The following is a 21,684-nucleotide window of genomic DNA, read 5'->3' as shown; positions in this document are numbered from 1 at the left end:
TTCAGTAGCATTTTGTCAAGAAATGCATAGAATCGTGAACGCAATCGATTACGCATGTTCTGGTTATGTGAAACAACACGTATTTTTGTGAGCAATGATTCCTATAATAGACCCCCACAGAAAGACGAAATATTTAGAAACGCTTCGGCACTTCTTTTAACGCCTTCAGGCTCAAATTAAACAGTGGCATTACTATGAAAAAAACATTACTGGCAGCGGGTGCGGTTGTGGCGCTCTCCACTTCTTTTACTGCGGGCGCGGCAGAAAACGATAAACCGCAGTACCTGTCTGACTGGTGGCACCAGAGTGTTAACGTGGTGGGCAGCTATCACACCCGTTTTGGACCGCAGATCCGTAACGATACCTACCTGGAATATGAAGCGTTCGCCAAAAAAGACTGGTTTGATTTCTACGGTTATATCGATGCTCCGGTATTCTTCGGCGGCAACAGCACGGCAAAAGGTATCTGGAACAACGGCTCGCCGCTGTTTATGGAGATCGAACCGCGTTTCTCTATCGATAAGCTGACCAACACCGATCTGAGCTTCGGGCCGTTCAAAGAGTGGTACTTCGCGAACAACTATATCTACGATATGGGCCGCAACGATTCTCAGGAGCAGAGCACCTGGTATATGGGTCTGGGTACCGATATTGATACCGGCCTGCCGATGAGCCTGTCACTGAACGTCTACGCCAAATACCAGTGGCAGAACTACGGCGCGTCCAACGAAAACGAGTGGGACGGCTACCGCTTCAAAGTGAAATACTTCGTGCCACTGACCGACCTGTGGGGCGGCTCGCTGAGCTACATCGGTTTCACCAACTTCGACTGGGGTTCTGACCTCGGCGATGACAACTTCTACGATCTGAACGGGAAGCACGCGCGCACCAGCAACTCCATCGCCTCCAGCCACATCCTGGCGCTGAACTACGCGCACTGGCACTACTCGGTGGTGGCCCGTTACTTCCATAACGGCGGCCAGTGGGCTGACGATGCCAAGCTGAACTTCGGCGATGGCGATTTCAGCGTCCGCTCGACCGGCTGGGGTGGTTACTTCGTGGTCGGTTACAACTTCTAATTGCTGATACGGCAACACAGCGCCCGGGCCACCCGGGCGTTTTTATTTCTCCCACACGTCGCACCGCACCTTGCGCAGAAAATCGCTTAATGAGCGATCGGCACACTCGCTGAATCGACGCTCGGTCGCCCTGACCGCCAGACAGCGGTCGAGGCGAAAGTTACGATAATCATTACGCAGCTCGCACCAGGCCACCAGCAGCCAGCGCTCCCCCCAGAAAAACAGCCCCAGCGGCAGCACGTCGCGCTCGGTCACCCGGCCAGACTCATCCTGATAGCGCAGCTGTAGCACCTGCTGACCGGAGACCGCCTGATGAATGACGTCAAAATAGGTTTTGGCATAACGATGGGCGCCGAGATCGGGGGCAAACAGGCGGGTCTGCTCCGCCTGGCGCCGGCGCGCTTCCGGCAGAATCGCCAGCATCTTCTCCTGGGCGGATTCCAGTGATTGCGACAGCGCCTCACCACCCCAGGTTTTCAGCAGCCGAATCGCGGCGATCAGCGCTTCGGATTCTTTGGTGGTCAGCATCAGCGGCGGCAGATCGTAACCCGACAGCAGGCGATAACCACTCCCCGCCTCGCCCTCCACCGGCACGCCGGAGAGGGAGAGATCGCGAATATCGCGATACACAGTGCGCTCCGACACGCCCAACCGCTCCGCCAGCAGCGCGGCGGTAGTGAGCCGCCTGCCGCGCAGGATCTGCACAATCTGAAATAAACGGTCGGCGCGTCGGGTCATGTCTCACTTCACAAAAAGTTTAGGTTAAGCCGGCTGGTGCAGGCCGACGCGGTTGCCCTCGCTGTCAGTAAACAGCGCGATGGTGCCAATATCATTCGGCAGCGTCAGCGGCCCGAAAACACACGCCCCACCCGCCGAGGCAACGCGGTCCAGCGTGGCGGCAAGATGGTCAGTATGCAGGTAAATAATAGCGCCCTGCGCTGAAGGCGCGATACCCTCAAATTTGGCCAGCGCGCCGCCAGGGGCCGGATCCTGATGCGGGAACACCGCCAGTTCGGCGCAGTCCATGGTTTCGCGACGCAGCGTCACCTGCATCACCGGCTCATAAAACGCGACGGCGCGATCCATATCGGCGACCGGAATTTCAAACCAGTTAATCACGTTATTCATACTTCCTCCTGCTCGTTAGTGAGTTCAGAAGTAGTGTATGGGAGGGCTCCTGACAGCATACTGTCAGCAGGTTTTATCGCGGACAAAAAAAATCCCGGCCACCTGGGCCGGGATTGCTTTATCACAACTGAACCGTATTACGGCAGAATAGACGGCTGATCCGCCCCTTCTTTCTCGACCTTCTGCTGGATCAGATGCTCGCGCTTCATACCCAGTTTCAACGCCAGCGCAGAGGCGACGTAGATAGAAGAAGCCGTACCGATGGAGACACCGATCAGCATGGTCAGCGAGAAGCCTTCCAGAATCGGGCCACCGAACAGGAACAGCATCAGGATCACCATCAAGGTAGTCCCGGAGGTGATCAAGGTACGGTGCAGCGTCTGGGTCAACGACACGTTAAAGATCTCGTACGGCGTACCGCGGCGGATCTTACGGAAGTTTTCACGGATACGGTCCGATACCACGATACTGTCGTTCAGCGAGTAGCCGATAACCGACATCAACGAGGCCACGATGGTCAGGTCGATTTCGATATGGAACAGCGACAGTACGCCCATGGTGATCACCACGTCGTGCGCCAGGGCAATAACCACCCCGGCGGCCAGACGCCATTCGAAGCGGAAGCCGACGTAGATCAGGATACAGACCAGCGCCGCAATCAGCGCCAGGGCGCCGGTTTGCGCGAGGTCCGCGCCGACGCTCGGGCCGACAAACTCAATTCGCTTCACCGCCGCATTCTGACTGGTCGATTCGTTAATCACCGTCACGACCTTGCTGCCCAGCTCCTGGCTGCCGTTGGCGTCATGCACCGGCGGCATACGTACCATGATGTCGCGGCTGCTGCCAAAGTTCTGCACCTGCGGCTCTTCAAAGCCCGCTTTCTGCAGGGAATCGCGCATCTGGTCCAGATCGACCGGCTTCTCAAGGGTAATTTCGATCACCGTACCACCGGTGAAATCGAGCCCCCAGTTAAAGCCGCGGACGCCAATGATGGCAATCGACACAATCAGCAGAAAACCTGAAATGCCGAAGGCCCAGTAGTCCCAGCGCATAAAGTCCCAGACTTTACGGCCGTGGTTCAATTGTTCAACAGTATATTCCTGTGCCACAACGCACTCCTCAGATAGACAGCTTTTTAACGCGCTTGCCGCCGTACAGCAGGTTCACGATGGCACGGGTGCCGACGATAGCGGTAAACATTGAGGTCGCGATACCGATACCGGTGGTAATCGCAAACCCTTTAATGGCACCAGTACCGACGGCGTACAGGATGATCACTTTGATTAGCGTCGTCACGTTGGCATCGAAGATCGAGCTGAACGCGCCGCGATAACCTTCGTCAATCGCTTGCTGAACGGAACGCCCGTTGCTCAGCTCTTCTTTGATACGTTCGTTGATAAGAACGTTAGCATCGACCGCCACCGCAAGGGTTAATACGATACCCGCGATGCCCGGCATGGTCAGCGTCGCCCCCGGGATCAGGGACATAATGCCGACAATCAGCACCAGGTTGGCAATCAGCGCCGAGGTCGCAATCAGACCGAACTTCTTGTAGAAGAAGATCATGAACAGGATAGAGACCACCAGACCGGCCAGACACGCTTCCAGGCCCTGCTTGATGTTCTGCATACCGAGGGTTGGGCCGATAGTCCGCTCTTCGACGATCTGAATCGGCGCAATCAGCGCACCGGCACGCAGCAGCAGCGACAGCTGGCGTGCTTCGTTCGGGTTGTTGATACCGGTGATACGGAAGCTGTTACCCAGACGCGACTGGATGTTGGCGATGTTAATCACCTCTTCCTCTTTCGCCAGGATAGCGCGGCCGTTAGCATCTTTCTTACCGCTGTCTTTATACTCCACGAACAGGGTCGCCATCGGCTTGCCGATATTGTCCTTGGTGAAGTTAGACATGATATTACCGCCCGCGCTGTCCAGCGAGATGTTGACCTGCGGCTGGTTGTACTCATCCATGCTGGAGGTCGAGTCGGTGATATGGTCACCGGTCAGGATCACCCGCTTGTACAGCACCACCGGCTGACCTTCACGCGTCTCTTTCACTTCCGAGTCGCCCGGCACGCGGCCAGAGGCGGCGGCGGACTGGTCCACGTTGGTATTGACCAGACGGAACTCGAGGGTCGCGGTTGCGCCAAGGATCTCTTTCGCCCGCGCGGTATCCTGGATACCCGGCAGCTCAACCACGATGCGGTCAGCACCCTGACGCTGAACCAGCGGTTCGGCGACGCCCAGTTGGTTCACACGGTTACGCAGAATGTTAATGTTCTGCTGAACCGCGTACTCACGGGCTTCTTTCAGGCGCTCATCGGTCATCACCGCTTTCAGGCTGTTGTCACCCTGAGAGGAAATCACCAGATCGCGATGGCGAGGGCTGAGATAAGAGATAGCCTGGTCGCGCGCCGCGCTGTCGCGGAAGACGATGCTCAGACCGTAGTTGTCTTCCTTGCGCACGGTCGCGTAAGGAATGCCTTTGTCACGCAGTTCGCTGCGCAGGCTGTCGATGTTCTGTTCCTGCAGTTTGCCTAACGCGGTGTCCATGTCGACTTCCATCAGGAAGTGCACGCCGCCGCGCAGATCAAGACCCAGCTTCATTGGCTCGGCATACATCGCCGCCAGCCAGCGTGGGGTTGCCGGAGCAAGGTTTAGCGCCACGACGTATTTGTCACCCAGCACGGTAAGCAGCGCTTCACGCGCACGCAGCTGGGTATCAGTGGTGTCGAAGCGCGCAAGAATAGCGCCCTCTTCCAGTGCCACAGACTTCGCGGTTATTTTTTCTTCTTGTAAAGTTTTCTGGACCTGGATCAGCGTTTGCTCACTGGCGGCGACGCCGCGCGCGCCAGTGATTTGAACAGCCGGATCCTCACCATACAGGTTGGGAAGCGCATAGATCAGGCCGACGACAATGACGACGACCAGCATGACGTACTTCCACAAAGGATAACGGTTTAACACGGCAGTTCCCTTTGGGAAAAGTTAGATTACAGCGCCTTCATGGTGCCTTTCGGCAGAACGGCAGCAACGAAGTCACGTTTGATAACCACTTCAGTGGTATCGTTCAGCGCGATAGCAATGTAGCCAGTTTCCGCTACTTTGGTCACGCGACCGACCAGACCGCCGTTGGTCAGCACTTCATCACCTTTGGCGATGGAGTTCATCAGGTTCTTGTGCTCTTTAGTACGCTTCTGCTGTGGGCGCAGGATCATGAAGTAAAAAATCAGACCGAACACCACCAGCATCAGAATCAGAGACATCGGGCTGCCCTGCGCCGGTGCACCCGTTGCCGCTACCGCATCAGAAATAAAAAAGCTCATTGAAATTCCCTCATTATTAAAATTAATCAACGTTCAAAGGAGGCACGGTGCGCCCCTGACGTTGGTAAAAATCGGTCACGAAGCTCTCTAATTTACCCTCTTCGATAGCCTTGCGTAAACCAGCCATTAAACGCTGATAGTAGCGCAGGTTATGAATGGTATTGAGACGCGCGCCCAATATTTCGTTGCAACGGTCGAGGTGATGCAAGTAAGCGCGTGAATAATTGCGACATGTATAGCAATCACACTCGGCGTCCAGCGGTGCGGTATCGCTTTTGTGCTTCGCGTTGCGGATTTTCACCACGCCGTCGGTGACGAACAGGTGGCCGTTACGCGCGTTGCGCGTCGGCATGACGCAGTCGAACATATCGATACCGCGACGTACCCCTTCCACCAGATCTTCCGGCTTCCCGACGCCCATCAGGTATCGCGGCTTATCGGCCGGGATCTGCGGGCAGACGTGCTCCAGAATGCGATGCATGTCTTCCTTCGGCTCACCGACCGCCAAACCGCCGACAGCGTAGCCATCAAAGCCAATCTCTACCAGACCTTTCACCGAGATATCACGTAAATCTTCGTAAACGCTGCCCTGAATGATGCCAAACAGCGCGTTTTTATTGCCGAGGCCATCGAAACGGTCACGGCTGCGCTTGGCCCAGCGCAGAGACATCTCCATCGAGCGCTTGGCGTAATCCCAGTCCGCCGGGTACGGTGTACACTCGTCGAAGATCATCACGATATCGGAGCCGAGATCGTACTGAATCTCCATCGATTTTTCCGGATCGAGGAAAATCGGATCGCCGTTGATCGGGTTGCGGAAGTGGACGCCCTGCTCGGTGATCTTACGAATATCGCCAAGGCTGAATACCTGGAAGCCGCCGGAATCGGTAAGGATAGGTCCTTTCCACTGCATAAAATCGTGCAGATCGCCGTGCAGCTTCATGATCTCCTGACCTGGGCGCAGCCACAGGTGGAAGGTGTTGCCGAGAATAATCTGCGCGCCGGTGGCTTCCACCTCTTCCGGCGTCATCCCTTTGACGGTGCCGTAGGTGCCAACGGGCATAAAGGCCGGTGTTTCCACCACGCCGCGCTCAAACACCAGGCGACCGCGGCGGGCGCGACCGTCGGTGGTATCCAGTTCAAATTTCATGCTTGCTCCTGCGTCAGAAAAACAGTCCGACGTTTTCATACTCGCCACGGAATGATTCCGTGGCTAAAAAATGCGTCATGGCGTCCAAAAAGCCGGCGGGCCGGCCTTTTCAGGGACGCTCAGAAATAGCCTGCGGATTGTACGTGATAAACATCGCATCCCCGTAGCTAAAAAAGCGATATTTCTGCTCAACCGCCACCTGATAGGCGTTCATGGTGTGCTGATAACCCGCAAACGCCGACACCAGCATAATCAGTGTGGATTCAGGGAGATGGAAGTTGGTCACCAGCGCATCGATCACCTGGTACTGATAACCCGGGTAGATGAAAATCTGCGTATCGTCGAAGAACGGCGCGATCAGCGCGTCTTTCGCCGCCTGCGCCGCGCTCTCCAGCGAGCGTACCGAGGTAGTGCCTACCGCAATCACGCGGTTGCCGCGCGCTTTCGCCGCCAGCACCGCATCGACCACCTCCTGCGGCACTTCCGCATATTCAGAGTGCATGGTGTGCTCTTCAATGCTGTCGACGCGCACCGGCTGGAAGGTCCCCGCGCCCACGTGCAGGGTGACAAACGCCATCTCAACGCCTTTGGCGCGCAGTTTGTCCAGCAGCGGTTCGTCGAAATGCAAACCGGCGGTCGGGGCGGCTACCGCGCCCGGCCTGGTGCCGTAAACGGTTTGATAGAGCTCGCGGTCGGCGTCTTCGTCAGGACGATCAATGTAGGGCGGCAGCGGCATATGGCCGATCCCGTTGAGGATCTCCAGCACTGGACGCTCGTCGTTAAATTCCACTTCAAACAGCGCGCCATGACGCGCCAGCATAGTGGCCTTAATGCTCTCGTCATCGCCCAGCAGCAGCTCGGCGCCTGGTTTCGGCGCTTTCGAGGCGCGAATATGGGCCAGGATGCGCTTATCATCCAGCATCCGCTCCACCAGCACTTCAATCTTGCCGCCGCTGGCCTTGCGACCGAACAGACGCGCCGGGATCACCCGGGTATTGTTAAACACCAGCAGGTCGCCCGGATTGAGCTTATCGAGGATATCGGTGAAGGTGCCATGCGTCAGCGCGCCCGTCGGCCCGTCCAGGGAGAGCAGGCGGCAGCTGCTGCGCTCAGGCATCGGATAGTGGGCAATCAGGGATTCGGGTAGTTCAAAAGCAAAATCGGTAACGCGCATGACGGTAACTCAGACTGAATAAAGAGGCGGGTAGTCTAGTGCCGGGGCGTTCCGCCTGCAACCTTTACCCCTCCGGATGAATGACATAATCTATATTCCAAATCATTCCGAATGCCGCCATGCGGCAGCCGAATGCCTTACCGGTGGCAAAGGTGCCGCGCGCGGCCAGACAGCATGCCATTCGGTCACCGAGGCGCCGTTCAGCGCGACATCGGTGATTCCACCCGCCCGCTCGTATTTAAAGGATGTCGTTTTATGAATTTTCTCGCCCACCTGCACCTGGCCCATCTCGCCGACAGTTCGCTGCCCGGCAACCTGATGGCCGATTTTGTGCGCGGCAACCCGCAGGGCGACTATCCGGCGGAGATCATCGACGGCATCTATATGCATCGCCGGATTGACGTGATGACTGACAATCTGGCGGAAGTCAAAGAGGCGCGGGAGTGGTTTCGCCCGCAGACCCGTCGCGTCGCCCCCATCACCCTCGATGTCATGTGGGATCATTTCCTGTCGCAGCACTGGGCGCAGCTCTCCCCTGACCTGCCGCTGGACGAGTTCGTGCGCTACGCCGAGCAGCAGATCGTCCCCATCCTGCCCGACTCGCCGCCACGCTTCGTCAATCTGAATCAGTACCTGTGGTCGGAGCGCTGGCTGGAGCGCTATCAGGAGATGGATTTTATTCAGCGCGTGCTTAACGGCATGGCCAGCCGCCGTCCGCGTCTCGACGCCCTACGCGACTCCTGGCAGGATCTGGATACCCACTACGACCAGCTGGAGGGGCAGTTCTGGCGCTTTTATCCGCAGATGATGCGCCTGGCAGAAAACAAACAGCTGTAATCGTTGCGTCATTGATAGGTAAAAGCTGGCTGAACGATTGTTAGCGCCTCTTTGTGTTATTGCCGGGCAGGCTCTATACTTGCCCGCGTTGCGTTCCAAATAACCTTAGTAATTACAGGAGAATCAAATGGTTCTGGTCACTCGTCAAGCGCCGGATTTTACTGCAGCCGCTGTGCTGGGTAATGGTGAGATCGTTGAGAAATTCAATTTCAAACAGCACACCAACGGTAAACCTACCGTTCTGTTCTTCTGGCCGATGGACTTCACCTTCGTTTGCCCGTCTGAGCTGATCGCGTTCGACAAACGTTACGAAGAATTCCAGAAACGCGGCGTAGAAGTCGTTGGCGTATCCTTCGATTCCGAGTTCGTTCACAACGCATGGCGTAACACCCCAGTAGACCAGGGCGGTATCGGCCCGGTTAAATACGCGATGGTTGCTGACATCAAACGTGAAATCCAGAAAGCTTACGGTATCGAGCATCCGGACGAAGGCGTAGCGCTGCGCGGCTCCTTCCTGATCGACGCTAACGGCGTGGTACGCCACCAGGTGGTTAACGACCTGCCGCTGGGCCGTAACATCGACGAAATGCTGCGCATGGTCGACGCGCTGCAGTTCCACGAAGAGCACGGCGAAGTCTGCCCGGCGCAGTGGGAAAAAGGAAAAGAAGGTATGGCTGCCTCTCCGGAAGGCGTTGCAAAATACCTGACCGAAAACGTCTCCAGCCTGTAATCGGCACGCGTTTTTATAAAAGGCTCGCTCAGGCGGGCCTTTTTTGTTAACGGCGTCAAAATTTAAGAAAATGACCCGCCGATAATTGTGACCAGCAATACACTTCTGCCGAAAAAATTCGCCCTACCTCTCACTTTTTCTCTGTCAAATTTCAGCGTTTAAATACACAACCTGCATAATCTACTGAAAAATATATAAATTATTTATATCGTTTTCTGCCGGTACTTTCCTGCCGATGTGATCGCCATCAATATTTAAAACCCCGGATGTGATCTCATCCATCATTTTCATCAATGTATTTAGTCATGATTTTACTCAGGAACAGGAATACGTTCAGGAGCAGAGAATGGAGATTATTTTTGACCCGACGTTAATCGCCCTTAAGCAGAATATTTCCCGTGCGGAAGAGGCCATCGAACTGGCGGGTTCATTACTCGCCAGGCGCCAGATTTGCAGTGCCGAATATGTCAACGAGATGCTGACGGTATACGAAGATTTCGGCGCTGCCATCGTTATAGATGACGGGATTGCCATGCCGCATGCCCGACCGGAAAAAGGGGCATTGCAGACCGGATTTTCGCTTGTCACCACCGCCACGCCAGTGACTTTCGGCCATGATGAGTTCGATCCGGTTACCGTCATTATCGCTATCGCCGGCGCGGACGCTGACAGTCATATCAAAATGATCCAACTGATAGCCTCGCTGATCGAGTCAGATATTGTGACCTTCCTTCAGCAGGAAAATGACGTCAATTCAGTCTTACAATTCATCCAAAAACAAATGGAGTAGTCATTATGTTAGTTATCAGAACGGTTTGTGGTAACGGTATTGGCAGTTCATTGATGGCTGCGAATAATGTGAAAAAGATCTGTGAAGAATTAGGTATCAAAGCGGACGTCGCCTCGGTCGATTTTGCTAACGCCGTCGGGGAAAAAGCCGACCTTTACGTCACGATCAAAGAACTGGCAAATCAATTTCCGGCCCACTGTCATGTCGCCATCATTCGCAGCTACGTCCATAAAGCGAAGATCGCCGAGGATATTACCGACGCGCTGACCAAAATTGCGGCGACTCACTCTTAATCAACATAGAGGGAACGACCATGCAGGCTATTCTTAGTTTCTTAGCGGAAATATTCAGTCAACCTGCTTTTTTAATGGGGCTGATTGCTTTTGTCGGTTTAGTGGCGCTGCGCTCCCCCGGCAATAAACTCCTTACCGGCACATTAAAACCGATTCTAGGCTATTTAATGTTGAGCGCTGGCGCAGGCGTTATCGTTGCCAATCTCAACCCGCTGGGCGGTATTATCGAGGCCGGATTTAATATCCGCGGTGTTATTCCAAACAATGAAGCCATTGTCTCCGTCGCCCAGAAGATGCTGGGCGTGGAAACCATGAGTATTTTGCTGTTAGGTTTTATTTTCAACCTGATTATCGCCCGCTGTACCAAGTATAAATATATCTTTCTGACCGGCCATCACTCGTTCTTTCTCGCCTGCCTGTTTTCCGCCGTCCTGCAGGCGGCGGAGTTCCATGGCTGGATGTTGATCCTGATTGGCGGATTCCTGCTGGGATCATGGTCGGCCATCTCCCCCGCCATTGGTCAGCGTTACACCAAGCAGGTTACAGAAGACGGTGGGATCGCCATGGGTCATTTCGGCTCCCTCGGCTACTACCTCTCGGCCTGGATCGCCAGCCGGACCGGCAATCCGGCAAACTCCTTCGCGGATACCGAAATTTCAGAAAAGTGGGGCTTTCTGCGCGATACCACAGTCACCACCGGTATCGTGATGTTTGTTATCTACTTTGTCTGCAGCGCTGTCGCCGGGTCGGCATACCTGAGCACCATCACCGACCAAAACATGCTGATCTTCTCGGTGCTGACCGGCCTGCAGTTCGCCGTTGGCGTGGCCATTGTGTACAACGGTGTGCGGCTGATCCTCGGCGATCTGGTGCCGGCATTCCAGGGCATCAGCCAGAAGCTGATCCCGGACTCCATCCCGGCCGTTGACTGCGCGGTATTCTTCACCTTTAGCCCCACCGCCGTGGTGGTGGGATTCATCAGCTCCTTCGTGGGCGGGCTGGTCGGGATGCTCTTGCTCGGCGGGCTGGGCATGGCGCTGATTATTCCCGGCATGGTGCCGCACTTCTTCTGCGGCGGCACGTCCGGCGTCTTCGCCGACAAGCTGGGCGGTAAGCGCGGATGTATCATCGCCTCCTTTATCGGTGGGATCTTCCTCGCCTTCCTGCCGGCGATGCTGCTGCCGGCGCTCGGCAATCTCGGGTTTGAAAACAGCACCTTCGCCGATTTCGACTTCGCGGTATGGGGCATCATCATCGGCAATGCGTTCACCCAGTTTGGCCAGGTCACTATCTATCTGATTTGTCTGGTGCTGCTCGTCGCGCTGCTGGCGCCTTTCTGTTTCCGTCACGTACGGGTGGTGGGCGATACGCTCAGCTATGAGGAGCTCACGGCGAAGCAGAAAAATGAATAAGCGACGTCATTTTTCCCGGCGGGGAGGTCACGCTCCCCGCCGCTGACCAATAATCAGGAGTGGTTATGGCTATTTTGTCCATTGGATTTGCTTGTTTCGATCAGTTTTTCTTTCTCAATGAATGGCCCCAGGAGAATACCAAAAACTTTTGTCATGATTTTATAGAAAGCGGCGGCGGCCCAGCGGCCAATGCGGCCTGGCTGCTGGGATTATGGGGTGAGGAGGTCTATTACATTGGTCATCTGCATCAGGACCTTTACGGCCAGCGCATTATTGATGAGTTTGCCGAGGCGGGCGTGGATACCAGCCAGGTGGTTTTCTCCGATGACATGATCACCCCGCTGGCCTCGGTGCTGGTCAATCGCTTAACGGGTTCGCGGACGATTATTACCCGCAAGATGCAAACACCACCTTCCCTGACCTACGATCAAAAGCTCAAACTGGACGACCTCGCCGAGCGATTGATTGCCAGCGAGGAGCCGGTCACCATTTTAATTGACGGCCACGAGGCAGAAATCAGTGAATATTTAATTAAGAAACTTCCCACCGCCAGAGTCGTGATGGACGGGGGTTCACTGCGTGCCAGCAATATTAAACTGGCGGCCTGGACCGACTATTTTGTCGTAAGCGAACATTTCGCCCGCGATTATATGAGCTATCGTTCACTGAGCACCGAAGCAGAAATTAAAGCAGCCCTGATTGAGCTGAATAAAATTTGCCGCGGCGAGGCGTTTATCACCCTTGGTGAAAAAGGCTGTGCCTTCTTAAAGAGCGGTATGCTGCAGATCGTCCCTTCCTGGCTGTGCAATGCCGTTGATACCACCGGTGCCGGGGATGTTTTTCACGGCGCCTTTACCTATGGCGTCCATTATTCGTGGCATATTGATAATATTATTTTATTTGCCAGCCTGACCGCCGCTATTTCTATTGAGAAAAAAGGGGTACGGGAATCGATGCCGGATCTGGCGGTCGTCCACCACTCGCTAAATAGCTACGAGAGAAACTTAAAGCAATATTTTGAAGAATAACTGCGTTTAATACATATCAAGAGGTGAATATGTTAGTGTCGATGAAGGACATGCTTCAGCATGCCCTAAAGAACGGTTACGCCGTCGGTCAGTTCAACATTAATAATCTGGAATGGGTCGGCGCCGTATTAAGCACCGCCCAGCAGTGCCGCTCACCGGTTATTTTGGGCGTGTCCGGCGGCACGGTTAAGCATATGCTCGGGCTAAAATGTATTCATGATATTGTGGTTAATGCCATAGATTATTTACATATTGATATTCCGGTGGCCCTGCATCTGGATCACGGCACCACCCAGGAAGCCTGCGAAGCCGCGATCGCTGCCGGCTTCAGTTCCATTATGTTTGATGGTTCACATCTGCCGTTCAGGGAAAATCTGGCCATCACCCGCCACCTGGTGGCGCTGGCGCACAGCAAGGGCATCTCCGTGGAAGCCGAACTGGGGACCATCGCCGGCAGTGAAGACGGTATCGTTAACTCCGAGGTCATTTACGCCGATCCTGAAGAGTGCTACACCCTGGTGACAGAAACGCAGGTGGATTGCCTCGCCGCCGCGCTGGGGTCCACCCATGGTCTGTATAAAGGTAAAGCCCGGCTGGGATTTACTGAGATGAAAGCCATTGCCGATCGCGTGAAGGTCCCGCTGGTGCTGCATGGCGGCACCGGTATTGCCGATGAGGATATGCGCCGGGCGATTGCCTGCGGCACCGCCAAGATTAACGTCAATACCGAAAACATGTACGCCTGGTGTCAGCAGGTGAAAGCGATCTTTGCCGCCGATACCGGGCACGATGTGAACGATCCGCGGAAAGTCATCACCCAGGGACTGCAGCCAGTACGCGAGATGATTGCCCGCCGCATGGCGCTTTTTGGCTCACAGCAGCGCTATTGACGCCGGGCCTGCGGCTGAAACCTCCGCCCCGAAGCTGCCGGGGCGGAGGCGTCAGGTATCAGAAGGCAAAGCAGGAGCAGCCCAGCACGCCCCAGAAAGCTTGCTCATCGGAGACCGGAATCGACGACTTGCGCGCAATATCATGTTGGTGGCCGTGAACGCCGCAGCTGCCGCAGCACTGGTGCATCTGGACCATGGCGCCGATTTTAGCCGCCGCCGGCGGAGCGGAACGGTAATGACCCGGGACCTTCACCACCGGTGACCACTCCGGCAGCACCGGAATGGGCGGCGGCGCCAGCGGCGAGAAGTGACCGGCGGCGTACACCACTTTGCCATCAACCACCGTCAGCACGGACTCAATGCCTTTGATCTCCTCTTCCGCGACACTGAAGTAGTCTTTCGACAGCACCACCAGATCGGCAAGCTGACCGGCAGCCAGACGGCCTTTCTTGCCCTGCTCGCTGGAGAACCAGGCGCTGCCCGCCGTCCACAGCTCCAGCGCGACATCGCGCGGCAGGCGGTTGTCGTCGTCATACATCGCCATCCCGCCAACGGTGCGCCCGGAGACCAGCCAGTACAGCGCAGTCCACGGGTTATAGCTGGCGACGCGGGTCGCATCGGTGCCCAGCCCCACCGGCACGTCCAGTTCCAGCATTTTCGCTACCGGCGGAGTATGTTTCACCGCCTCTTTGCCGTAGCGATCGACAAAATATTCGCCCTGGAAGGCCATCCGATGCTGCACCGCAATACCGCCACCCAGCGCCTTCACCCGCTCAATGTTACGCTCGGTAATGGTCTCGGCATGATCGAAGAACCAGTGCAGACCATTAAACGGGATATCGCGGTTCACCTTCTCAAACACGTCCAGCATCCGGCTGATGGATTCGTCGTAGGTGGCATGCAGGCGGAACGGCCAGCGATGCTCCACCAGATGGCGCACCACCCGCTCCAGCTCATCCTCCATGCCTTGCGGCAGATCCGGCCGCGGTTGCAGGAAATCTTCAAAATCCGCCGCCGAGAACACCAGCATCTCGCCGGCGCCGTTGGCGCGATAGAAGTCGGTGCCCTGCCCCGGCTTCAGCATATCGGTCCAGCGTTCGAAGTCCTCCAGCTCCTGCTTCGGCCGCTGGGTAAACAGGTTGTAAGCGATGCGCACGGTCATCTGCTCTTTCGCATGCAGCTGTTCGATAATTTCGTAATCTTCCGGATAGTTCTGGAAACCGCCCCCGGCGTCGATGGCGCTGGTCAGCCCCAGTCGGTTCAGCTCGCGCATAAACTGGCGGGTAGAGTTCACCTGCAGATCCAGCGGCAGCTTCGGCCCTTTGGCCAGCGTAGCGTAGAGGATCATGGCGTTCGGCTTGGCGATCAGCATCCCGGTCGGGTTGCCGCGGCTATCGCGGACGATCTCTCCGCCCACCGGATCCGGCGTCTCTTTGGTATAACCCACGGCTTTCAGCGCCGCGCGGTTCAGCAGCGCGCGATCGTAGAGATGCAGCACAAACACCGGTGTATCGGGCGCCGCGTCGTTCAGCTCTTCCAGGGTTGGCATCCGCCGCTCGGCGAACTGGAATTCGCTCCAGCCGCCGACCACCCGCACCCACTGCGGGGAGGGTGTGCGATCGGCCTGATCCTTAAGCATTCGCAGGGCATCGGCCAGCGAGGGAACGCCCTCCCAGCGGAGCTCAAGGTTGTAGTTCAACCCACCGCGGATCAGGTGCAGGTGAGAATCGTTGAGCCCAGGGATCACCGTATGCCCTTTGAGATCGACGATTTGCGTCCCCTCGGCGGCAAAGCTCATGATCCGATCGTGACTTCCGGTAGCAACAATTTTTCCGTCGGCGATGGCCACGGCTTCCGCCAGGGGATTCGCACGATCGAGGGTATGAATCTGACCGTGGGTCAGAATCAGTGTGGCAGTTTGCGACATAACGCACTCCTTGAGGAGGCTGACTCAGTTTTTCTTTAACCAGCCAGCAAACAGGCGGGTCACGATGGGCATCCAGAACCAGACCACCAGCGCAACCACGCAGGCATCATTGATCAGGTGCAGCAGCAGGCTCCCTTTGAGCGACGGCAACAGCATGCCGGTGACAGCAGGCACCAGGTTGGTGCTGGGAAAAATCACCAGCAGGGTGATCAGAAACTGTTTCCACCGCCGCGGCTGGCGCACGTTCGCCGCCGGCGGGGTAAACCAGAAGGCCGGCTCGGTCCGCACCTCCGTCCGATCGCCTTCCGTCAGCAGCGGCGCAATCTCTGCCACCAGCTGCCGACGGGTTTCCGACTGCGTCCAGGCGTAGAGGTGCTCCAGGGTATCGAAGCGGATTATCACGCTCCACAGATTCTGCCCCGCGGTGGGACGGATCACATTCGCGCCAAGATGGCCGGGAAACTCGGCCGCAATGGGCATAATTTTACCGAGCCACTCTTCGTAGCGCTGGCCGTGTTGAGGATCGAGCAGATGGCTGATGACCAGGGTTACCGATTTTTGCTGCGCCATAAAGCGTTCCTTACTTCAGGGGAATGACAGGATTGCCCCTGCCATTGGCCATAAATGATATACACAACATCATTCATGCTGCGTCGAGGCGACAGAGTGGTACGTCCCCGGAGCTGAGCTGAGGCAGTGACCGGGGACGGGCAAACGCAGCCAACAAAGAGGCAGCCTGAAGGATGAAGTGATTTACGCTTTGCGCTCCGGCGCGCCATGCACCATGGTATAAGCGTAATCCACGCCCATCCCGTAGGCGCCGCTGTGTTCGCGTACGAGGTCCATCACCGCATCGTAGGTCGCTTTGCGTGACCAGTCGCGCTGGTACTCCAGCAGCACCTGTTGCCAGGTGACCGGCACCGCGCCCGCCTGCACCATCCGGTCAATGGAGCGCTCATGGGCGTCGACAGAGGTGCCGCCGGAGGTATCCGTCACCACATAGACCTCGTAGCCCGCCTCCAGCGCCATCAGCGCCGGGAAGGTCAGGCAGACTTCGGTCCACAGGGCGGAAATCACCAGCTTTTTACGGCCGGTCGCTTTCACCGCCGCCACAAACGCGTCGTCTTCCCAGGAGTTCATTGAGGTACGTTCAATCGGCTTGACGTCAGGATGCACGGCCAATAATTCCGGCCAGATATAACCGCTGAAGCTTTTGGTCTCTACGGAGGTATAAATCACCGGCACATTAAAAATTTTGCCCGCTTTCGCCAGCGCTACGGTGTTATTTTTCAGGGTCTGGCGATCGATATTCGCCACGCCAAATGACATCTGCGGCTGATGGTCAATAAAGATAAGTGCGGAATTAGTGGGATCGAGCAGTTCACGAATAGACATTAAATACCTTCTTAATCAATGAGTTAAAAAGATGACATGATGGTTAATGCGTCGTGTAGATCCTGACTGATAAAGCATGGTGAGTATAGCCAGTTATTTCTAACAAGTTATTAAAGTTTTTTTGTGGTTTATTTTTTGCCCGTAGCAAGGATTTGCTCGCATCCGTATTAATCAAATTTTTACGCCAAACTGTTCTGATTTATTCACTGGCATTGATTATTGCGCTTAGGTACAACAAGGGAAAATAAATTAATGGATAGCTCCCCTATGCGCGTGAACTTTGATGTACTCATGATCCTTGATGCCCTGGACAGACACGGCTCCTTCGCCACCGCCGCGGAGTCGCTGTATAAAACCCCCGCTGCCCTGAGCTATATGATCCAGAAGCTGGAGAGCGATCTGGATATTGTGCTGTTGGATCGCTCTGGCCACCGGGCGAAGTTTACCGATACCGGTAGGCTGATGCTGGAGAAGGGACGGCAGCTATTGAGCGCCGCCAGAGATCTGGAAAAGCAGGCGCAGCAGCTGAGCGCGGGCTGGGAGCGAGAGCTGGCGATCGCTCTCGATGCTTCGTTTCCCTTTTCTGCCCTGCTACCGCTGATCGCCGAATTTTATGCGCAAAACCCGCAGACGCGGCTGAACTTCAGTCATCACACCCTCGCTGGTTCGTGGGAAGAGCTGACCCACCATGGCGCGGATATTATCCTCGGCGCCATCAATGAGCCTCCGACCTCTGCAGAGTGGTCATGGCAAACCCTCGGCGCACTGGATAATATTTTCGTGGTTGCCCCCGCCCACCCGCTGGCTCAGGCGAAGGAGCCACTGACCAATAAACAGCTCAGCCAACATCGGGCCATCGTGATCCGCGACAGCGCCCGTTATTGCCATCCGCTAAACAGCAATCTCCTCGACGAGCAGCCGCAAATCGGCGTCGATGATTTCGCCAGTAAAGTCGAACTGCTGTGCGCCGGGTTGGGCTGCGGCTTTCTGCCGCGCCATATCGCTCGCCCGTGGCTGGAAAAAGGCAGTCTGGTGGAGAAAAGCGTCGCCTGCTGGCGGGAAAAAGATATCACCTACATGGCCTGGCGCAGCGGGAATGACGGGCTGGCTCAGCACTGGTGGCGGGAGGCGATCCTCCGCGACGACCTGCTGAGCCAGCTCTACCGTTAACGGCCGGACCAGACGCTGGCGGAGATGGCCGGGAGGGTCAGTACCCCGTGCTGGAAGGCGCCGGCGCCTTCCAGCAGCGTCCACCCGGCCACGTTCAGCAGTGGGGAATCCTCGATAACCACCTCGCAGGCTTCCCCGCGGTTAATTGCCACCAGCACCCGCTGCTGTTTGTAGACCCGGACAAACACCACTACGTTATCCTCGGCGTAAATCACCTGGCAGCCGCCGTAGCGCAGCGCCTGCTGGGCCTTACGCAGTTTTGCCATCCGCTGATACAGCGCCAGCAGTTGGGTATCCTGCAGCGCCGGATCCCACGGGAACGGTTTGCGGCAGAACGGATCGTTATTGCCATCCACACCCACCTCGTCGCCGTAGTAGATGCACGGTACGCCCGGCCAGCTAAACAGCCACACCACCGCCAGCGGCAGGCGTGCTACGTCTTTGCCAAGGAGAGATTTAAAGCGCGCCGTATCATGGCTGTCGAGCTGGTTGAACATCCGCAGCTGCTGCTGATGCGACAGCCCGGCGCGATAATTATCCATCCACGCCATACAGGTCTGGGCGTCTATCTTCTGCGGATCGTAGGAAATATCAGTATTGGCGAGGAATCCCCAGATCGGGAAGGTAAAGCCGCGATAGTTCATCGCCGAATCTTCGGCATCCGCCTGCAGCCACTGTCGCGCATCGCCAAAATGTTCGCCAAAGACAAAGGCTTCTGGCTGCGTTTGCTTTGCCGCCTGAGTGATGCCGGCGATATGCTGCAGGTTATTTCGCGCCCCGCCACCTTCGCCCAACATATGCACCACGTCCAGACGCCAGCCGTCCATGCTCCACGGCGCTTTCAGCCAGTGGCGTACGATACTGTCCTCGCCGGCATAGATCTCGTTGACCAGGCTGGTCGACCGATAGTCGAGCTTCGGCAGACTGGCATAGCCCAGCCAGTTGTGCGCCTGCCCCTCCTCTGAGAAGGTGAACCAGTCGCGCCACGGGGAGTCCGGATAGTGGCCGGCGCCGCCGCTGCCCTGCTGGTGTCGGTCGAACCAGGGATGGGAATCGCCGGTATGGTTGAACACACCGTCGAGGATCATACGCATCCCCGCCCGCTGCGTATTGTGGCGTAGCCGAAGCAGCGCCGCGTCGCCGCCAAACTGCGGATCGACGCGCCGATAATCCTCGGTATCGTATTTATGCACGCTGGGGGCGGCGAAAACCGGGTTCAGATAGAGGGCGGTGACGCCGAGCTGCTTCAGATACGGAAGTTTTTCGCTGATGCCGTCGAGATCGCCGCCGTAGAACGTCGACCCGCCCGCTTCGCCGGTTAGCGGTTCGTCCCACGCCTTGCGCACAATCTCCCGTCCCGCCGCGTGATGGTAATAGACTGCATCCTGGTCAGCCTCACGTGCGGCGCTGCGGGCAAAGCGATCGGGGAAAATCTGATAGAAAACCTGATCGGCCACCCACTGCGGGCCGGCGTCCGGCAGGTCAATGGCAAACTGCTCCAGCCTGGCCGGCGGGAAACGGGTGAAACCTTGTGGCGTAAACCAGCGCTGATGGTCAGCCCACAGCAGCTTAAAGCTGTAGCGGCGGCGCGGCTGGCCGCTGGCGAGAGAGATTTCACCGCGCCATGCTACCACGCCTGGCTGCGGCGCCTGGCGGAGCCGCTGCATCGGCAGCGACAGCTCTTCGTTATCTTCTTCCGCGCGCAGCGTGATCCGCTGCGGCAGCGACTCACCGCTTAACCACAGGGTAATAAACAGTCGGTCCTGTTGCACCTTGATAAAAGGTGCAACCGGAAGGTGCCATGCCTTCAACATCGTGAATCCTCATTGTGCAGAATGGGCACACCTTGCCATAGCCGTCAGGCGCAGAACTCATCATCACAAGATTTTTTGGGGGAGGATAACGGGGGAGGACGCGGGACTGCAAGCCGCCCCGGTCGCGTGATGCTGACCGGGGCGGTGTCATTTACTGAGCCTGCGCCAGGCGGCGATCGCGACGGGTCTTAAAGACCCAGCCCAGCAGCAGCAGGCCGATCCACGCCATACCGACATACAGCGAGATACGGGTATCCGGATGATAGCCGATCAGGGCGATAATAAAGGCCAGGAACACCAGGCCGACTACCGTGGTCACCACTCCGCCGGGGACTTTGAATTTCAGCGCCTTGACCTCTTCGGGCGACAGACGGCGGCGGAAGGCAATCTGTGACAACAGGATCATAATCCACACCCACACCGTAGCGAAGGTGGCCAGGGAGGCGATCACCAGGAAGACGTTTTCCGGCATGATGTAATTGAGATACACCGCAAACAGCAGCGCAATGGTCATCACCATCACCGTCACCCACGGAATACCGCGACGCGACGTTTTAGCGAACACCTTCGGCGCGCTGCCCTGCTCAGCCATACCGTGCAGCATACGGCCTACGCCGAACACGTCGGAGTTAATCGCCGACAGCGAAGCCGTCAGGACCACGAAGTTAAGAATACTGGCCGCGAAGGTAATGCCCAGATGCTGGAAGGTCAGAACAAAGGGGCTGCCGTCGGTTCCCACCTGGTTCCACGGATAGATGGACATAATGACGAACAGCGTGCCGACGTAGAACACCAGAATACGCATCGGCACCGAGTTGATCGCGCGCGGAATGGATTTCTCCGGGTCTTTCGCCTCACCGGCGGTAATACCGATGATTTCGATGCCGCCGTAGGCGAACATCACCATCTGCAGCGACATCACCATCCCCAGCCAGCCGTTGCTGAAGAAGCCACCGTTGCTCCACAGGTTATGAATGCCGGTCGGCTGGCCGCCGTTGCCGATCCCCCAGATAATAATGCCGAACCCGGCGAGGATCATGATGATAATGGTGGCCACTTTGAAGAACGAGAACCAGAACTCCAGCTCACCAAACACCTTGACGCTCATCAGGTTGACGGCGCAGATGATCAGTACCACGCTGAGCACCCAGATCCAGTGCGGCACCGTCGGGAACCAGACGCCCATGTAGATACCGAAGGCGGTGACGTCGGCGATAGCGACGATCAGGATTTCGAAGCAGTAGGTCCAGCCGGTGATATAGCCCGCCAGTCCGCCGAGGTTTTCCTGGGCATAGCGGGAGAATGAGCTGGCGGAAGGGTTATGGACCGACATCTCACCGAGCGCCCGCATAATGATATATGCCGCGACGCCACCGATAATGTAGGCCAACAGCACGCTGGGTCCGGCCATTTTAATGGCGTCGGCTGAGCCGTAAAAAAGCCCGGTGCCGATGGCGGAACCCAGGGCCATAAAGCGGATGTGCCGGGTGCTTAGCCCGCGCTTAAGCTTGTTACTACTTTCCATCGTGGTTTTTTCAATG

The 21,684-nt window shown here is 56.7% G+C and carries 23 protein-coding genes; 9 read left to right on the top strand and 14 right to left on the bottom strand.

What is annotated here, in order from left to right:
- Positions 1–194 precede the first annotated feature (194 nt).
- Positions 195–1,079 carry a nucleoside-specific channel-forming protein Tsx gene (locus CWM54_RS14420; RefSeq protein WP_004204836.1) on the top strand — a complete coding sequence of 295 codons (885 nt, stop codon included), beginning with the start codon at positions 195–197 and terminating at the stop codon, positions 1,077–1,079.
- 42 nt (positions 1,080–1,121) lie between these two features.
- Here the strand turns inward: CWM54_RS14420 and CWM54_RS14415 are convergent, their stop codons facing one another.
- From CWM54_RS14415 to CWM54_RS28655, 8 genes are all read right to left on the bottom strand, one after another.
- Positions 1,122–1,817, bottom strand: coding sequence for a helix-turn-helix transcriptional regulator (locus tag CWM54_RS14415; protein ID WP_100697564.1), 696 nt, complete (start codon positions 1,815–1,817; stop codon positions 1,122–1,124).
- Positions 1,818–1,841: 24 nt separating this feature from the next.
- Positions 1,842–2,207, bottom strand: a complete 366-nt coding sequence (locus tag CWM54_RS14410; protein WP_016160371.1) for a VOC family protein — start codon at positions 2,205–2,207, stop codon at positions 1,842–1,844.
- Positions 2,208–2,344: 137 nt separating this feature from the next.
- Positions 2,345–3,316 (bottom strand): protein translocase subunit SecF, encoded by a 972-nt coding sequence (gene secF / locus CWM54_RS14405; protein WP_002890403.1) that lies wholly within the window; start codon positions 3,314–3,316, stop codon positions 2,345–2,347.
- A 10-nt stretch (positions 3,317–3,326) separates the two neighbouring features.
- On the bottom strand, positions 3,327–5,174 hold the full coding sequence (gene secD / locus CWM54_RS14400; protein ID WP_071839113.1) for a protein translocase subunit SecD: 1,848 nt from the start codon (positions 5,172–5,174) through the stop codon (positions 3,327–3,329).
- Between the two features lie 26 nt (positions 5,175–5,200).
- Complete coding sequence (yajC, locus tag CWM54_RS14395) at positions 5,201–5,533, bottom strand: preprotein translocase subunit YajC (protein ID WP_002890398.1); 333 nt, start codon at positions 5,531–5,533, stop codon at positions 5,201–5,203.
- 22 nt (positions 5,534–5,555) lie between these two features.
- Positions 5,556–6,683 (bottom strand): tRNA guanosine(34) transglycosylase Tgt, encoded by a 1,128-nt coding sequence (gene tgt / locus CWM54_RS14390; RefSeq protein WP_032732595.1) that lies wholly within the window; start codon positions 6,681–6,683, stop codon positions 5,556–5,558.
- A 109-nt stretch (positions 6,684–6,792) separates the two neighbouring features.
- On the bottom strand, positions 6,793–7,857 hold the full coding sequence (gene queA, locus CWM54_RS14385) for a tRNA preQ1(34) S-adenosylmethionine ribosyltransferase-isomerase QueA (RefSeq protein WP_074386753.1): 1,065 nt from the start codon (positions 7,855–7,857) through the stop codon (positions 6,793–6,795).
- Positions 7,858–7,921: 64 nt separating this feature from the next.
- The gene (locus CWM54_RS28655) at positions 7,922–8,038 is read right to left on the bottom strand and encodes a hypothetical protein (protein WP_004218831.1); all 117 of its coding nucleotides are present in this window, start codon (positions 8,036–8,038) and stop codon (positions 7,922–7,924) included.
- A gap of 74 nt (positions 8,039–8,112) precedes the next feature.
- Here CWM54_RS28655 and acpH point away from each other — a divergent pair, with 74 nt between their 5' ends.
- Both acpH and CWM54_RS14375 read left to right on the top strand, forming a co-directional pair.
- Positions 8,113–8,694: an ACP phosphodiesterase gene (acpH, locus tag CWM54_RS14380; RefSeq protein ID WP_008805369.1), complete on the top strand. Its 582-nt coding sequence runs from the start codon at positions 8,113–8,115 to the stop codon at positions 8,692–8,694.
- Positions 8,695–8,821: 127 nt separating this feature from the next.
- Positions 8,822–9,424 (top strand): peroxiredoxin, encoded by a 603-nt coding sequence (locus CWM54_RS14375; protein ID WP_004178733.1) that lies wholly within the window; start codon positions 8,822–8,824, stop codon positions 9,422–9,424.
- Positions 9,425–9,604: 180 nt separating this feature from the next.
- On the opposite strand, the gene CWM54_RS29285 is transcribed toward CWM54_RS14375, so the two are convergent.
- Positions 9,605–9,715, bottom strand: coding sequence for a hypothetical protein (locus tag CWM54_RS29285; RefSeq protein WP_227509568.1), 111 nt, complete (start codon positions 9,713–9,715; stop codon positions 9,605–9,607).
- A 55-nt stretch (positions 9,716–9,770) separates the two neighbouring features.
- On the opposite strand from CWM54_RS29285, the gene CWM54_RS14370 reads away from it, so the two are divergent.
- The 5 genes from CWM54_RS14370 (at position 9,771) to fba (ending at position 13,837) form a co-directional block, all read left to right on the top strand.
- On the top strand, positions 9,771–10,214 hold the full coding sequence (locus CWM54_RS14370) for a PTS sugar transporter subunit IIA (protein ID WP_061155584.1): 444 nt from the start codon (positions 9,771–9,773) through the stop codon (positions 10,212–10,214).
- Positions 10,215–10,219: 5 nt separating this feature from the next.
- Positions 10,220–10,507 carry a PTS sugar transporter subunit IIB gene (locus CWM54_RS14365; RefSeq protein ID WP_061155585.1) on the top strand — a complete coding sequence of 96 codons (288 nt, stop codon included), beginning with the start codon at positions 10,220–10,222 and terminating at the stop codon, positions 10,505–10,507.
- A gap of 20 nt (positions 10,508–10,527) precedes the next feature.
- Positions 10,528–11,919, top strand: coding sequence for a PTS ascorbate transporter subunit IIC (locus CWM54_RS14360; protein ID WP_012542705.1), 1,392 nt, complete (start codon positions 10,528–10,530; stop codon positions 11,917–11,919).
- 65 nt (positions 11,920–11,984) lie between these two features.
- Complete coding sequence (locus CWM54_RS14355) at positions 11,985–12,947, top strand: carbohydrate kinase family protein (RefSeq protein ID WP_061155587.1); 963 nt, start codon at positions 11,985–11,987, stop codon at positions 12,945–12,947.
- A 35-nt stretch (positions 12,948–12,982) separates the two neighbouring features.
- On the top strand, positions 12,983–13,837 hold the full coding sequence (gene fba, locus CWM54_RS14350) for a class II fructose-1,6-bisphosphate aldolase (protein WP_165785814.1): 855 nt from the start codon (positions 12,983–12,985) through the stop codon (positions 13,835–13,837).
- Positions 13,838–13,895: 58 nt separating this feature from the next.
- Here the strand turns inward: fba and CWM54_RS14345 are convergent, their stop codons facing one another.
- The 3 genes from CWM54_RS14345 to CWM54_RS14335 form a co-directional block, all read right to left on the bottom strand.
- Positions 13,896–15,764, bottom strand: a complete 1,869-nt coding sequence (locus tag CWM54_RS14345) for an amidohydrolase (RefSeq protein ID WP_100681344.1) — start codon at positions 15,762–15,764, stop codon at positions 13,896–13,898.
- 24 nt (positions 15,765–15,788) lie between these two features.
- Positions 15,789–16,334: an antibiotic biosynthesis monooxygenase gene (locus CWM54_RS14340; protein ID WP_074386758.1), complete on the bottom strand. Its 546-nt coding sequence runs from the start codon at positions 16,332–16,334 to the stop codon at positions 15,789–15,791.
- Between the two features lie 183 nt (positions 16,335–16,517).
- The gene (locus tag CWM54_RS14335) at positions 16,518–17,159 is read right to left on the bottom strand and encodes a hydrolase (RefSeq protein WP_002890357.1); all 642 of its coding nucleotides are present in this window, start codon (positions 17,157–17,159) and stop codon (positions 16,518–16,520) included.
- A gap of 267 nt (positions 17,160–17,426) precedes the next feature.
- Between CWM54_RS14335 and CWM54_RS14330 the strand changes: the two genes are divergently transcribed.
- A complete protein-coding gene (locus tag CWM54_RS14330) occupies positions 17,427–18,329 on the top strand; it encodes a LysR substrate-binding domain-containing protein (RefSeq protein WP_061155590.1) in 903 nt (300 codons plus the stop codon).
- Here CWM54_RS14330 and malZ read toward each other — a convergent pair.
- Positions 18,326–20,143, bottom strand: coding sequence for a maltodextrin glucosidase (gene malZ / locus CWM54_RS14325; RefSeq protein ID WP_100697562.1), 1,818 nt, complete (start codon positions 20,141–20,143; stop codon positions 18,326–18,328). The two genes, CWM54_RS14330 and malZ, sit on opposite strands and share 4 nt — an antisense overlap.
- Positions 20,144–20,294: 151 nt before the next feature.
- Positions 20,295–21,668 carry a proline-specific permease ProY gene (gene proY, locus CWM54_RS14320; RefSeq protein ID WP_061156408.1) on the bottom strand — a complete coding sequence of 458 codons (1,374 nt, stop codon included), beginning with the start codon at positions 21,666–21,668 and terminating at the stop codon, positions 20,295–20,297.
- Positions 21,669–21,684 lie beyond the last annotated feature (16 nt).

This window comes from Klebsiella sp. D-Nf1 (assembly GCF_002810515.1).
GTDB lineage: Bacteria > Pseudomonadota > Gammaproteobacteria > Enterobacterales > Enterobacteriaceae > Klebsiella > Klebsiella variicola.
Note: the sequence above shows the minus strand (reverse complement) of the source record. Positions and strands in the feature narration are given on the sequence as shown.